At 52.8% G+C, this 13,990-nt stretch carries 13 protein-coding genes; 7 read left to right on the forward strand and 6 right to left on the reverse strand.

What is annotated here, in order from left to right; translation table 11 throughout:
- Positions 1-623 precede the first annotated feature (623 nt).
- Complete coding sequence (gene purH, locus KW828_RS20880; protein ID WP_218338167.1) at positions 624-2,213, forward strand: bifunctional phosphoribosylaminoimidazolecarboxamide formyltransferase/IMP cyclohydrolase; 1,590 nt, start codon at positions 624-626, stop codon at positions 2,211-2,213.
- A 14-nt stretch (positions 2,214-2,227) separates the two neighbouring features.
- Entirely contained in the window at positions 2,228-3,514 is a 1,287-nt protein-coding gene (purD, locus tag KW828_RS20885; protein ID WP_218338168.1) for a phosphoribosylamine--glycine ligase, read from the forward strand.
- Between the two features lie 43 nt (positions 3,515-3,557).
- On the opposite strand, the gene KW828_RS20890 is transcribed toward purD, so the two are convergent.
- From KW828_RS20890 to nudC, 6 genes are all read right to left on the reverse strand, one after another.
- Entirely contained in the window at positions 3,558-4,250 is a 693-nt protein-coding gene (locus KW828_RS20890; RefSeq protein WP_218338191.1) for a DUF1481 domain-containing protein, read from the reverse strand.
- A 12-nt stretch (positions 4,251-4,262) separates the two neighbouring features.
- Complete coding sequence (gene hupA / locus KW828_RS20895; protein WP_002445246.1) at positions 4,263-4,535, reverse strand: nucleoid-associated protein HU-alpha; 273 nt, start codon at positions 4,533-4,535, stop codon at positions 4,263-4,265.
- A gap of 185 nt (positions 4,536-4,720) precedes the next feature.
- Positions 4,721-5,311, reverse strand: coding sequence for a YjaG family protein (locus KW828_RS20900; RefSeq protein ID WP_218338169.1), 591 nt, complete (start codon positions 5,309-5,311; stop codon positions 4,721-4,723).
- A 42-nt stretch (positions 5,312-5,353) separates the two neighbouring features.
- A complete protein-coding gene (gene nfi, locus KW828_RS20905) occupies positions 5,354-6,025 on the reverse strand; it encodes a deoxyribonuclease V (RefSeq protein WP_218338170.1) in 672 nt (223 codons plus the stop codon).
- Between the two features lie 9 nt (positions 6,026-6,034).
- Positions 6,035-7,099, reverse strand: a complete 1,065-nt coding sequence (gene hemE, locus KW828_RS20910) for a uroporphyrinogen decarboxylase (protein WP_218338171.1) — start codon at positions 7,097-7,099, stop codon at positions 6,035-6,037.
- Positions 7,100-7,139: 40 nt separating this feature from the next.
- Positions 7,140-7,913 (reverse strand): NAD(+) diphosphatase, encoded by a 774-nt coding sequence (gene nudC, locus KW828_RS20915; protein WP_218338172.1) that lies wholly within the window; start codon positions 7,911-7,913, stop codon positions 7,140-7,142.
- Between the two features lie 97 nt (positions 7,914-8,010).
- On the opposite strand from nudC, the gene rsd reads away from it, so the two are divergent.
- The 5 genes from rsd to KW828_RS20940 all read left to right on the forward strand — a co-directional run bounded on the left by rsd (position 8,011) and on the right by KW828_RS20940 (position 13,972).
- On the forward strand, positions 8,011-8,514 hold the full coding sequence (gene rsd, locus KW828_RS20920) for a sigma D regulator (RefSeq protein WP_218338173.1): 504 nt from the start codon (positions 8,011-8,013) through the stop codon (positions 8,512-8,514).
- Positions 8,515-8,987: 473 nt separating this feature from the next.
- A complete protein-coding gene (locus tag KW828_RS20925; RefSeq protein ID WP_218338174.1) occupies positions 8,988-9,554 on the forward strand; it encodes a fimbrial protein in 567 nt (188 codons plus the stop codon).
- 120 nt (positions 9,555-9,674) lie between these two features.
- Positions 9,675-10,349 (forward strand): molecular chaperone, encoded by a 675-nt coding sequence (locus KW828_RS20930; protein WP_256350323.1) that lies wholly within the window; start codon positions 9,675-9,677, stop codon positions 10,347-10,349.
- A gap of 44 nt (positions 10,350-10,393) precedes the next feature.
- Complete coding sequence (locus KW828_RS20935; RefSeq protein ID WP_218338176.1) at positions 10,394-12,889, forward strand: fimbria/pilus outer membrane usher protein; 2,496 nt, start codon at positions 10,394-10,396, stop codon at positions 12,887-12,889.
- A gap of 21 nt (positions 12,890-12,910) precedes the next feature.
- The gene (locus KW828_RS20940) at positions 12,911-13,972 is read left to right on the forward strand and encodes a fimbrial protein (protein ID WP_218338177.1); all 1,062 of its coding nucleotides are present in this window, start codon (positions 12,911-12,913) and stop codon (positions 13,970-13,972) included.
- Positions 13,973-13,990 lie beyond the last annotated feature (18 nt).

The raw sequence follows: 13,990 nt of genomic DNA on the forward strand, positions 1-13,990 counted from the left end.
GCCTGCCGCCAGCGTTCAATCTGAGCCATGATCAAACTCTTCAATTTAAGTTTGATGCTCGTGAATTAAACTTCGTAATGAATTACGTATGTTCACTCCAGAGACTTGGTATTCATTTAGCGTCCGAAGACGTTTAAGAATCCATGTCCTTGAGTGCCCACACAGATTGTCTGATAAATTGTTAAAGAGCAGTGCAACGCGGCTTTCGCTCACCGTTGCGAGGTGGCGTATATTACGCTTTCCTCTTTCAGAGTCAACCCTCATTTTCAGGATTTTTTCTCTTCAACCGAACCGGCTGTTTGTGTGAAGTGATTCACATCCGCCGTGTCGATGGAGGCGCATTATAGGGAGTTCTGAAGGCACCGCAATACCTAAATGACAGAAAAATGACTGACTGCTGCATTCCACAGCAAAACCCCGCCTTATACCTATTTACGCACAGAGTTATCCACAAAGCGGTGAAACACTAAAAATTCGCGAGCGTTGCGCAAACGTTTTCGTTACAATGCCCGCGCTAAAACAAGGATGCCCCGTCTGGGGCGTTAGCTGAATTTTGGGAAGAAAGAAAACCGAAGATTCAGCTAACGCTCTCTGTAATGTCCAAATCCTGGGGATTTAATACCATGCAACAACGTCGTCCAGTTCGCCGTGCCCTGCTCAGTGTTTCTGACAAAGCCGGTATCATCGAATTTGCACAGGCTCTCTCCTCGCGTGGCGTGGAGCTGCTATCCACTGGCGGTACCGCACGCCTGTTGGCAGAGAAAGGCCTGCCGGTCACCGAAGTATCTGACTACACCGGCTTCCCGGAAATGATGGATGGACGCGTCAAGACGCTGCACCCGAAAGTGCATGGCGGTATTCTGGGTCGTCGCGGGCAGGATGATGCGATCATGGCGCAGCACGACATCTCTCCTATTGATATGGTTGTTGTAAACCTTTACCCGTTCGCCGCCACCGTCGCGCGCGATGGCTGCACGCTGGAAGACGCGGTAGAGAACATTGATATTGGCGGCCCCACTATGGTCCGCTCCGCCGCCAAGAACCATAAAGATGTGGCTATCGTGGTTAAGAGCAGCGACTACTACGCCATTATTAATGAGATGGACGCGAACGACGGCTCCCTGACCCTTGCTACCCGTTTTGACCTCGCCATTAAAGCCTTCGAACATACTGCCGCCTACGACAGCATGATCGCCAACTACTTCGGCAGCCTGGTTCCCGCTTATCACGGCGACAGCAAAGATCCTTCTGGCCGCTTCCCACGCACGCTGAATCTGAACTTCATTAAGAAGCAGGATATGCGCTACGGTGAGAACAGCCACCAGCAGGCCGCCTTCTATATAGAAGAAGAAATTAAAGAAGCCTCGGTTGCCACCGCAACACAGGTGCAGGGCAAAGCGCTCTCTTATAACAACATTGCCGACACCGACGCCGCGCTGGAATGTGTGAAAGAGTTCAGCGAACCGGCCTGTGTGATTGTCAAACATGCCAACCCGTGCGGCGTGGCGGTCAGCGATTCGATCCTCGACGCTTACGATCGCGCTTACAAAACCGATCCGACTTCCGCGTTCGGCGGCATTATCGCCTTTAACCGTGAACTGGATGCGGAAACGGCGCAGGCCATTATCTCCCGTCAGTTTGTTGAGGTGATCATCGCCCCGTCGGCGACGGAAGAGGCGCTGAAAATCACTGCCGCTAAACAGAACGTGCGCGTGCTGGTTTGCGGCGAATGGTCTGCCCGCGTCGCGGGTCTGGATTTCAAGCGTGTGAACGGCGGCCTGCTGGTTCAGGATCGCGATCTGGGCATGGTGAGCGAAGCGGAATTGCGCGTGGTCAGCAAACGCCAGCCGAGCGAGCAGGAACTGCGTGATGCGCTGTTCTGCTGGAAAGTCGCCAAGTTCGTTAAATCCAACGCTATTGTTTATGCCAAAGAGAATATGACCATCGGCATTGGCGCGGGTCAGATGAGCCGCGTGTACTCCGCGAAAATCGCCGGTATTAAAGCAGGTGATGAAGGACTGGAAGTGAAAGGCTCCGCGATGGCCTCCGACGCCTTCTTCCCGTTCCGCGATGGTATTGATGCCGCTGCGGCTGTGGGCGTCAGCTGCGTGATCCAGCCTGGCGGTTCCATTCGTGATGATGAAGTTATCGCGGCTGCCGACGAACACGGTATCGCGATGATCTTCACTGACATGCGCCACTTCCGCCATTAATCCCGGAGCAGATAATGAAAGTATTAGTTATTGGTAACGGCGGACGCGAACACGCGCTGGCGTGGAAAGCCGCCCAGTCACCCGCAGTCAAAACCGTTTTTGTCGCACCGGGTAACGCCGGTACGGCGCTGGAGCCGATGCTGCAAAACGTGGCTATTGGCGCGACCGATATTCCGGCGCTGTTGAATTTTGCCCAAAGTGAACATATTGACCTGACGATCGTTGGCCCGGAAGCCCCGCTGGTGCTGGGCGTGGTCGATGCCTTCCGCGCGGCCGGCCTGACCATCTTTGGCCCAACGCAGGGCGCCGCCCAGCTGGAAGGCTCCAAAGCTTTCACCAAAGACTTCCTCGCCCGTCACCATATTCCGACGGCGGAATACCAGAACTTTACTGACATCGAGCCTGCGCTGGCATATCTGCGCGAGAAAGGCGCGCCGATCGTCATCAAAGCGGATGGTCTGGCGGCGGGTAAAGGGGTGATTGTCGCCATGACGCTGGAGGAAGCGGAAGCCGCGGTTCACGATATGCTGGCTGGCAACGCCTTTGGCGATGCAGGTCATCGGATCGTGATTGAAGAGTTTCTGGATGGCGAAGAAGCCAGCTTCATCGTGATGGTGGATGGCGAGCATGTCCTGCCGATGGCCACCAGCCAGGATCACAAGCGCGTTGGCGATGCCGACACCGGACCGAATACCGGCGGTATGGGCGCATATTCTCCGGCTCCCGTGGTGACCGATGAAGTCCACCAGCGCACCATGGATCGTGTGATCTGGCCAACGGTGCGTGGTATGGCGGCGGAAGGCAATACCTACACCGGCTTCTTGTACGCCGGTCTGATGATCGACAAGCAGGGCAACCCGAAGGTTATCGAGTTTAACTGCCGTTTCGGCGATCCGGAAACCCAACCGATCATGCTGCGTATGAAGTCCGATCTGGTTGAACTCTGTCTGGCCGCCTGCGAAGGCAAGCTGGATGAGAAAAGCTCGGAGTGGGACGAACGCGCCTCGCTGGGCGTGGTGATCGCCGCGGGCGGCTATCCGGGTGATTATCGTACCGGAGACGTGATCCACGGTCTGCCGCTGGAAGAAGTGGGCGGTAAGGTGTTCCATGCGGGCACTGCACTTGCAGACGACCGCGTGCTGACCAACGGCGGGCGCGTGCTGTGCGCCACGGCGCTGGGTCATACCGTAGCGGAAGCGCAGAAAAACGCCTATGCGTTAATGGCGGATATTCACTGGGATGGCAGCTTCAGCCGCCGGGATATTGGCTATCGCGCGATTGCCCGCGAGCAGGGGGAGTAATTTCCCCCTCAGCCTAACCCTCTTCCATAGGGAGAGGGTTTGCTCAGAAATTCTTTTCCTGCGGCTGCCAGGTGCAGTAATCCTCATTCGCTACCAGCAGCAGCTGTGCACCCTCTGGCGCTTCCAGCCACGCAATACTCACCTCAGCAGAAGAATGGCGCTGACGCCGTTCTATATGGCTTAACGCCTGCTCATCAAATTCCGGTTTTACCGTCTGTCCTTCGCAGGTGCTGACGCTGTGGTCGGCATGCCAGCGGCCCTGACGCAGTATAACCTGCCCCTGACGCAGCGCATCGCTGGTCTGGCGGATCTGGTCGGCACGATAGCGGTACAGCGCGATCTGGTCACTGGAGAGCTGCTGCTTCTCACCGTTCACTTCCCGCTGCATAAAACTGAGTTCGCCGTGGTCATCAAAACGCACGCGAATATGTTCCGGCTGTTTGCCGTAGATGTTGAGTTCGATAAGGGCAAGCGTATCGCCCTGCCAGCGGTATTCGCTGGTTGAGGTGTCTCCGCTTCGCCACGGGCTGAAAGCAGAGAGAATATGAACGTCGTCATCGACATCTTTACGCCACAGGCGTATCGCACCCTGATCGCCTGCGTAGCCGCTGGCGGTAAAGGGCGGCGGTGACGAGTCATGGCTACAGGCTGTCAGCAGTAACGCGCCAGCCAGCGCCAGCGGACGGCACCACAATGACAAAAGGGGCGAAAACGCCCCCCTGCTAAAACTGTTCACTGCCACGCTGTCTTACTTAACTGCGTCTTTCAGTGCTTTACCAGAAACAAATGCCGGCACGTTAGCTGCGGCGATTTTGATTTCTTTACCGGTCTGCGGGTTGCGGCCAGTACGCTCAGCGCGGTGGTTCACTTTGAAGGTACCGAAACCAACCAGTTGTACAGCATCGCCTTCTTTCAGAGACTCAGTAATAGCAGCCAGGGTGGATTCCAGAGCAGCTTTCGCCTGCACTTTAGACAGATCAGCCTTGTCCGCAATTACATCAATCAGTTGAGTCTTGTTCATAAGTTATCCTTACAATGTGTTTATCGCTTGCTAAGCATCGAGTGCGACGGAAATGCCAAAAAGCGCCCTCCTGCATACACGCACCGATAGCCACTTTTTTTCGCCCCCCAAATGTAGACCAGACGGGGGGCTAATGGGAAGCCTTGCAGTATGACAAATCAGGCGTTAAATCACGTTTTCTTGTCTCATTGCTGTAAATTTATACCGATATTGCTCTCACCCGCTTCGCGCAGGTCCGCGCGAAGGCCTTTGATCAGCTCCAGGTCGCGCTCTTCGCAGTCGGCCAGCAGGCGGAAAATCTCCCACTGAATGTCCCATTCCTGCTCAACCGCCGGGTTCAGTTTCAGCTCTTCATCGGTCATTTCCCGACCAGCCTGCGTCATTTCCAGCATCGCCACCGTGGTGATAGAGGTCTTGCTGACTTCAATGGCATGTTCCAGCGTCTCGCCGCTTAAACGTGAATGCAGCAGTTCACTTAATGCTACACAGGCGTCGATAGCCGGATAAACGCCATACATATCGTAATCGTCCGCCGACGGGATCGCTTCTTCCAGCTTTTCCAGTTGGCTGTCGAAGTTGATCTTCGCGTCTTTAACCGTCAGCGTTTCCCAGATGAGATCGACCATACGGCGATAAAGCTGCGCGTCACCAAAGCCGGTTTGCTGGCAAAACATGGCGTAGTTCGGGTACATGCGCTCGCAAAGACAGGCCATAAAAGTGACGTGCTGCCAGCTTTCCAGCTTCTCCAGCCGCAGGTGAATCGGGTTTTGTAACATGATGAGTTCTCAATATCGGAAATTAGCCGCAGTGTACCTGAATCAAGGTTGGATTTCCTGCCAGCGCAGAAACGCCGGACGCCGCGAGGCGACGGCATCCGCCCAGCGCGTCGGCTCCGGTAAACGGTAGCCTTTCGTACAGCGCTGCACCCAGGCCAGCGCGCTGTCCTGACTGACGCGATGACCGGTGGCGATAAACAGCGGGTTACAGCGCGCTTTGCTGCGCCATACCCACGCCAGATCCTCACCTTTATCACGCAGCGGCACCAGCGCGCCTGGCTCGTCAGACAGCGGCTCAAACTTACCGCACAGCCGTTTTTTCGCAACGCCAATGGTCGGAACATCCACCAGCAGGCCAAAATGGCTGGCTACGCCCAGACGGCGCGGATGCGAAATACCATGCCCATCGACGAACAGCAGATCGGGTTTTTGTGACAGCATATTCCATGCCGCCATGAGTGCCGGATACTCACGAAAGGAGAGGAAACCAGGAATGTACGGCATGGTGGTGGCGATACGCGCGATCTGATATTCAACCAGTTCAAGTCCCGGATACGTCAGCAGCACCATCGCCGCGCGGGTCACTTCCCCGCCCTCTTCAAAACCGACGTCCGCACCGCCGATAATTGTCGGGGGATCGTTGATAAAGCGGTCTTCCCGACAAACCGATGACGCCAGTTCAAGCTGCTGCGCGCGTAATGACGCGAGATCCATGAAACCTCCTTACTGATGATAAGGCTGTGAAAGACGGTGCACTGCCTCCACAAAAGCGCCTGCATGTTCGGGTGGAACGTCCTGATGAATGCCGTGGCCGAGGTTGAAGATATGACCTTCGCCCTGACCAAAGCCAGCCAGAATAGTCGCCACTTCCTCTTCAATGCGTGCAGGCGGTGCATAAAGCATGGACGGGTCCATGTTGCCCTGCAACGCCACTTTATGGCCCACGCGACGACGCGCGTCGGCAATATCGATAGTCCAGTCGAGACCCAGCGCATCGCAGCCGGTTTCCGCCATCGCTTCCAGCCACTGACCGCCGCCTTTGGTAAACAGCGTCACTGGCACGCGGCGGCCTTCGTTTTCACGCAGCAGGCCATCGACGATTTTGTGCATGTAGTAGAGAGAAAATTGCTGATAATCGCGCCCGGTCAGCACGCCGCCCCAGGTGTCGAAAATCATCACCGACTGGGCGCCCGCGCGGATCTGCGCGTTGAGATAAAGCGTAACGCTTTTCGCCAGCGTATCGAGCAGCGCATGCAAGGTCAGCGGTTCGGCGTACATCATCTTTTTAATCAGCGTGAAGGCTTTGCTGCTGCCGCCTTCCACCATATAGGTCGCCAGCGTCCACGGGCTGCCGGAGAAGCCAATCAACGGCACTTCACCTTTCAGCTCGCGGCGAATAGTGCGCACCGCGTTCATCACGTAACCCAGTTCGTCTTCCGGATCCGGCACCGGCAGTTTATCGACATCGGCTTTACAGGTGATGGGCGAGGTAAAACGTGGGCCTTCGCCAGTCTCAAAGTAGAGGCCGAGGCCCATCGCATCGGGGATAGTCAGAATGTCCGAAAAAAGGATCGCCGCATCAAGCGGGAAACGGCGCAGCGGTTGCAGGGTGACTTCGCACGCCAGCTCTGCGTTTTTACACAGCGACATAAAGTCCCCGGCTTGCGCGCGCGTGGCTTTGTACTCCGGCAAATAGCGGCCAGCCTGTCTCATCATCCATACCGGGGTGACATCAACCGGCAGGCGCTGGAGCGCGCGCAGGTAACGATCGTTTTTCAGTTCGGTCATTTTGCAGTTCCTCAATGCGTCAGACCGTCATTGTAACATGTCACTCATACTCTGCCCGACACAAAGCCACGGTGTCCTCGATCAAACGGCGTGCGACGGTACCCGGCGGCGGTAACAGCGGCAACGCATCATAGCGATACCAGCCCGCGTCCAGCAGCTCGTTAGGATCGATGTTGATTTCACCGCTGTCATACTCAGCCATAAAGGCGGTCATCAGCGATTGCGGGAACGGCCAGGGTTGGGAAGTGACATAACGGAGATTTTTCACGCGGATGCCGCTCTCTTCCATAACTTCGCGGGCCACCGTCTGCTCCAGCGTCTCGCCAACTTCGACAAAACCGGCCAGTACGGTGTAGATGCCATTGCGATGGCGCGTGTGCTGGGCGAGCAGGATTTTGTCTTCCCGGCGAATAGCGACAATGATGCACGGCGCGATTTGCGGGTAATAACGTTCGCGGCAGTTGCCGCACAGCATCGCCCATTCGCTTTTGCTGGTGTGCATGGTGTGCCCGCAGTAGCCGCAGAACTGGTGCGAGCGGTAAAACTCCGCCAGCTGCACGCCGCGCCCGGCGAGCTGGAACAGCCCGACATCCTGATCCATCAGTTGCCGGACGGAGGACATGTCCTGACGGCGATTCTGGCGCACCAGCCACACGGGTTCGCCCTGCCATTCGCCGATAGTTAAACCGCGCTGGCCCACAAGATCAAAATTAACTGCCTCACCATGTGGTAATTCTCCGGCGGGCAGCCATAATTTTTGTTCATGACTGATGATCCACCAGCCTTGATCGGTTAATTCAATCACACGTTCCATAATCTGTTGCACTACCTTAGCGACACTGGCATGTTGGTAACATCATTTTTACAAATTTGGGTAAGTATTTTTTAATCTTAATATTTCGGAGTTGATCATGCTAAACCAGCTACAAAGCCTGACAGAGCGAGTGGGAGGAAGTAATAAACTTGTCGACCATTGGTTACATGTCCGTAAGCACCTGCTTGTGTCCTATTACAATCTGGTCGGCATGAAACCTGGCAGAGAATCCTTTACCGAACTCGATGAAAAAGCGCTGGATGATTTCTGTCATAGCCTGGTCGATTATCTTTCCGCCGGTCACTTTAGTATTTATGAACGGATTATCAGCGAAATGGAAGGGACCAGCCCACTTTTCGCCGCCACGCAGATCTATCCTCTGCTGGAAGCGAACACCCAGCAGATCATGAATTACTATGATTCCAGCCTGGAAAATGCCATTGATGACAGCAACTTCATTGAGTTCCAGCATGCCCTGTCCGGCATTGGCGAAGCACTGGCACAACGTTTCGCCCTGGAAGATCAGCTGATCGTGCTGGCCTTTGATTTCAATCTGGCGGAGAGCGCCAATGACGAGAGCGAGATGGCCCGTCCTGCATAAATTGATCACGTAAAAAGATACCGTAATAAAATAGCCCTGTTTTCAGGGTTATTTTTTGCCTAATATTTGTCCGGAATCATATAATTAAATAGGGATTTAAATTAACCAACAATAAATCAAACGCCGGCATTGCCGCATTGCCCACCTATTAATAATAGCAATTACCATACATCCAGCAAATATATTAAGTAAATATAAAATAACTATTCGCTTTATATTAAAATTCAATATAAATAGAATTTTCGGTCATTAATTTATGAGTACGGATGCGATCCGTCTGTAGGATTTGCTAAAAAGTTCCACAACTTTGCCTTGATATAATATATATCATTTTTGACATATGGGACGCAACCACTGTGATGCCATACAGGGAAAATTACGCCTCATCGTAAGACCACCTTAGAAAATTTAGAGCAGCGAGTCATACCCCGCCTTATGCGGGTAATTTATTTATCTATACAAAAGGATTTAAAATGAAAAAGTTATTTAAAACAGCACTGGCAACCGTGTTAGTCATTGGGGCCGCATCATCTGCAAACGCAGAAAATAGCGGCAAGGTTACTTTTAAGGGTTCGGTTATCAATGACACCTGTGATATTTCAATAAATGGTCAGACGGGTACAGATTTTGATATTACCTTCCCGGCCAGTTATCCAGGAAGTTTTGTTGGTGGCGTGGGCGCGGAAGGGGCAGCAAAAACGTTCACGATGGATCTTGTTGGCTGTGAACCCGGCACCCTGACCAAAGTCAGCGCTGCATTTACAGGTGCTCACAGTACGGGGGCCGCTGTCCTGGATACTACCGGTACGGCCCAAAACGTCGGCATCAAACTTTACAGCAAAAATGGGGGGTCGAGAACAGCGGTGATGTTTGACGGCACAACACCGACTACGGACTATGCCACTTTTGGTAATGGCTCCTCTTCCTCTAAAAAGAACGCCAGCCTGAAATACGAAGCGGTAGCCATTCAGAAAGGTGCAACTGCTGTCAGTGTGGGTGATTACCAGGCCACCGCAGACTACGAACTGGTTTACCAGTAATAACATCGCCGTTCACTCTCTGGCTTTACGGCCTTGCCGTAGAGCCAGAAAATTTATTCATTTTTTTAGGATTGTCACCCAATGATAAATAGTCGACTGACAATAGTATCGCTGATAGTCATGTTTTTTTCTGCGCAATCATTTGCCGGAATTGTTCTGGGTGGCACCCGGCTCATCTACCCGGCGGATAAAAAAGAAATTCAGTTACCCATTAAGAATACGGATAACGACTCCTCTCATTTAGTCCAGTCATGGCTTAACGACAGTAATAATAACAAAGCACCGTTTATCATCACGCCCCCGCTTTTTAAGCTGGAGGCACAAAAAGAGACGTTGCTACATATTATTTACACAGGAAAAAAAGCCGCATTACCTGAAGATCGGGAAACGCTGTTCTGGCTCAATGTGAAATCTATAGCCGCAACATCAGATGAAAATGAAAATAAAAGCATGTTGCAACTGGCTATAAAAAGCCGTCTGAAGGTGTTCTGGCGGCCCGAAAAGTTAAGTAGTGAAGCCGCTAACCGGGCCTGGGAAGATCTGACTTTTTCACGTATGGATAACCGTTTAAAAGTGAGTAACCCAACTCCTTATCATATTTCTATTGCCTCTTTATCCGTTAATGGGAAAGCCATTGAAAGCACCGACAAATCAAAACCCGGTGCTGTCACGATGATGGTTATGCCGTTTGCATCGAACACTTATCCCTTACCTGCTTCTGCGGGCAATAACGTGAGTTGGTCAGCGATTAACGACTACGGCGGCACCACAGCAACTAAAACGCATACCTTCTGACGTTTTAACGCAATTACGCGGGTACATGGAAGAGTTTAAAATTCATGGCAAATGAAAAACATTATAACGCTGGGTTCGCTCTGTCGCTTCTGGCGGTATGCATTGCAGCGTTGATACACCCCGCGTTCGCGGGCGAAAAGTTTAACGTTCAGGCGCTGGAGTTCGATTCACCGCTGGAAAATACCGCGACGCTGGAAAATTTCCTTAACAATAATGCCTTACAACCTGGCACCTACAATACCAGGGTGATGATCGATGGCACGGTGGTCGACACGTGCGACATCACGTTTGAAATGTCCGCTGACAAAAAGCGTCTCGTGCCGATTTTAACGAAAGCCGATCTACGCGAGCTGGGCATCAAAGTGGACACCGTGCCGATGCTTAAGGATCTCAGGGATGAGGCGCGGGCTGATGACCTCCACCGCTATGTCCCCGAAGCCGGTTATACCTTTGATATGCTCGACCAGATGCTGATCGTTCGTATGCCGCAGATTTATCGCCAGACGCAATTAAACGACATCGCTAATCCTCGCAGTTGGGATGATGGTCTGCCCGCTGCATGGGTGGATTACTACTATAGCGGCTCGACCAATCACAGCGACATTGGCCCCGACGAAACCAACCATTACGTCAACCTTAACGCCGGGATCAACCTGGGGGCATGGCGTTTGCGTAACAACAGCATGTACTCCAATACCGACGGCTGGGATTCTGCCAATACCTGGGTACAGCGAGACATCGCGCCCCTGAAAAGCCAACTGGCGATAGGGGAAACCTGGACCGATGGCGAACTGTTCGACAGCGTGCAATTTACTGGCATCAAGTTGGGCACTTACACGAACATGCTGTCAAATCGCGAACAGGGCTTTGCGCCAACCATTACCGGTATCGCCAGAAGCGACGCCAAAGTGACCATCAAACAGAACGGCTATGTGATCTACCAGACTTTCGTCTCGCCGGGGCCGTTTGAAATTAACGATCTTAATCAGGCTTCCGCAGGCAACGAATTTGAAGTCATCGTGACCGAAGCGGATGGCAGCGAGCACAGTTACATTCAGAACAGCGCCGCTGTGCCCATTCTGTTGCGTGAAAATTCCCTGAAATACAGTCTTGCCGGGGGGCGCTATCGTAGCGCGGGGAATGGCGGCGAAGAGCCGGACTTCATGCAAGGCACGCTGGCGTATGGTTTGCCTGCGGGGATGACCGTTTATGGCGGTTCGCTGGCCAGCAACGATTACCAGTCGGCAATGCTTGGTCTGGGGGCAGACCTGCACGCCTTTGGCGGTATTTCTACCGACGTGACACATGCGAGGACGCGCAACATTAATGGCAACTCCGCCGAAGGGTTATCCTGGCGGGCGCAATATTCAAAAAGACTGAGCGTAACGGACACTTCGCTGACGCTGGCCAGTTATCGCTACTCCACCTCCGACTTTTATACCTTCCAGGAGGCGATCAACGAATGGAATGACGATCAGGAGGAAGAAAGCGAACTGTTTAGTTACCGCAACCAATACAACCGCCGCAGCAGCCAGCAAATAAACGTGAGTCAGAGCCTCGGGGAATGGGGGGCGCTGTATGTTAACGGCAGACAACAGGATTACTGGCATCTTGATGGCAAAGAACGCACGTTAAACGTCGGTTACAGCCAGACGTTCGACTACTTTTTTATGTCCCTGAATTACAGCCAGACGAAAACGCCTTATTACGACACCGACCGCCAGGTTTCCCTGTCATTAAGTGTGCCGTTAGCTCGCTGGCTGCCAAACGCCACCGCCAATTACAGTGTTAATCATGCCCAGCACGATAACACCAGCCATTCAGTGGGGATTTCAGGAACGGCGCTGGAGCAGAACAATCTCAGCTACAGCCTGATGCAAAACTACACCACCGACGATCAGGGCAACGGCGGAAGCCTGTCCACGCAGTACAGTGGCTCATGGGGCCAGGCAGGGCTGGGCTACAACTATTCCCCGGATAACCAGCAAATCAACTATTCCCTGCGTGGTGGCGTGGTGGCGCACCCGTACGGCGTTACGCTGGCGCAATCTATCGGTAACAGCATCGCGCTGGTACATACCGAGGGAGCCTCTGGCGTGTCGATCACCAACGGCAATGGCATCCGCACGGATTACTTTGGCAACGCGATTGTGCCCTGGCTATCAGACTACCGCCGTAACCGGATCACCGTGAACACCGAAACCACAGCGGATGTAGATATTCCCGAAGCGGTGCAGGAAGTCGTCCCTACAAATGGCGCGGTGGTACTGGCGAAATTTACCTCCTACGTGGGCGCACGAGTGCTGGTGCAGCTAACGCATCACGGCAAACCTATTCCCTATGGCGCAATAGTCAGTCTGGATAAAAACCATAACGCCATCGTCGGCGATGCGGGCGAAGTCTATCTCAGCGGCATTCAGGGGCAAACGACACTGCTGGCAAAATGGGGCGACAGCGCCGGGCAGCAGTGTCAAGGCACCTTTAACGTGCCGGAAGAACCCCAGGATAGCGTGTTAACCCTGCCAGTTAATTGCCAGTAAGCGAAGAAGGAAATAACCCAAATGAGACAGAACAAAAAAACATTATACCTGTTACCGATATTACTGGCGGGCGGTGGATTATTGGCTACGGGAAATTCATATGCGGGCTGTAGCGGTACCAGTGATTCCTGGGAGGCGCAATTCCCTGCTTTTTTAAATAAACAGGTCAGAATCATTATCGGCTCAGATGCATTCAATGACGGTGTCAATGACCAGATTAAGTTTGGAGAATACAGAAGTAACGGGACAGTGTCTGTTGATTGTCACAAAGCGCCTTATGGCAATAAAGACCAGGGGTATACGAACAATAGTCTGCATAATATTGGTGATTATGTTTATGAAAGTAATATTCCAGGGATAGGTGTCATTGGCGCTATGACAAACGATGACATAGTATTCCCTATTGGCATGGAATCGGCACTCAGGACAATGGATGAATTCCCCGCTGAGCAGTTAGGGGGCTACAAATACAAAATCGAACCGCGCGCGACTTTTGCCGTTAAAGTTTATGATAAAAATCGACTGCCACCCGCAGGCCCCTATGTCCTGAATATGGCACCTTTTGCTGCACAAATGAAATATGGCCAAATAATAGTTGCAAACTTACAGCCAGGAAATACCACCATCACATTTGTCCAGGCATCCTGCCAGTTACCCAAGCCTAATATCGACGTTAATCTCGGCAGCATCGCGCCCGGGGAAATTAACCCGACCAGTGATACACGGGCTAATTTTAATATCGAATTAACCCAGTGCGGTAAGGGGATTAAAGTCGATTATAAATTTGTTAACAATGCCGTCGCGCCTTCCGATAATACGATTCTGGCGCTGGATAATATTTCTAACAAGGCACAAGGCGTGGGTATCCAGATCCTCAGTAATAATATCCCGCTTAAACTCAATAACCCGGCGGGTCCTGGTGGGTCAATTGAAGATTACACCACCGCAGTCAGCGAGGTTGCCACGGAGGGAGCTAGCGTGACCATTCCGCTAACGGCGCGCTACAAACGCCTGAATGATGGCGTAGCTGTCTCCTCTGGAGCCGTGCAGGCCACCGCCAATTTTGAAGTGCACTACCATTGATCCGTAAACCAACGGGAG

The sequence above is a fragment of the Enterobacter sp. ENT03 genome (genome assembly GCF_019218745.1).
Taxonomy (GTDB): Bacteria; Pseudomonadota; Gammaproteobacteria; order Enterobacterales; family Enterobacteriaceae; genus Enterobacter_D.

What these genes read in the sequence shown, in the direction of transcription:
- purH (WP_218338167.1), top strand. Translation starts at nt 624, where the DNA reads ATGCAACAACGTCGTCCAGTTCGCCGTGCCCTGCTCAGTGTTTCTGAC.
- purD (WP_218338168.1), top strand. Translation starts at nt 2,228, where the DNA reads ATGAAAGTATTAGTTATTGGTAACGGCGGACGCGAACACGCGCTGGCG.
- hupA (WP_002445246.1), bottom strand. Translation starts at nt 4,535, where the DNA reads ATGAACAAGACTCAACTGATTGATGTAATTGCGGACAAGGCTGATCTG.
- KW828_RS20900 (WP_218338169.1), bottom strand. Translation starts at nt 5,311, where the DNA reads ATGTTACAAAACCCGATTCACCTGCGGCTGGAGAAGCTGGAAAGCTGG.
- nfi (WP_218338170.1), bottom strand. Translation starts at nt 6,025, where the DNA reads ATGGATCTCGCGTCATTACGCGCGCAGCAGCTTGAACTGGCGTCATCG.
- hemE (WP_218338171.1), bottom strand. Translation starts at nt 7,099, where the DNA reads ATGACCGAACTGAAAAACGATCGTTACCTGCGCGCGCTCCAGCGCCTG.
- nudC (WP_218338172.1), bottom strand. Translation starts at nt 7,913, where the DNA reads ATGGAACGTGTGATTGAATTAACCGATCAAGGCTGGTGGATCATCAGT.
- rsd (WP_218338173.1), top strand. Translation starts at nt 8,011, where the DNA reads ATGCTAAACCAGCTACAAAGCCTGACAGAGCGAGTGGGAGGAAGTAAT.
- KW828_RS20925 (WP_218338174.1), top strand. Translation starts at nt 8,988, where the DNA reads ATGAAAAAGTTATTTAAAACAGCACTGGCAACCGTGTTAGTCATTGGG.
- KW828_RS20930 (WP_256350323.1), top strand. Translation starts at nt 9,675, where the DNA reads ATGTTTTTTTCTGCGCAATCATTTGCCGGAATTGTTCTGGGTGGCACC.
- KW828_RS20935 (WP_218338176.1), top strand. Translation starts at nt 10,394, where the DNA reads ATGGCAAATGAAAAACATTATAACGCTGGGTTCGCTCTGTCGCTTCTG.
- KW828_RS20940 (WP_218338177.1), top strand. Translation starts at nt 12,911, where the DNA reads ATGAGACAGAACAAAAAAACATTATACCTGTTACCGATATTACTGGCG.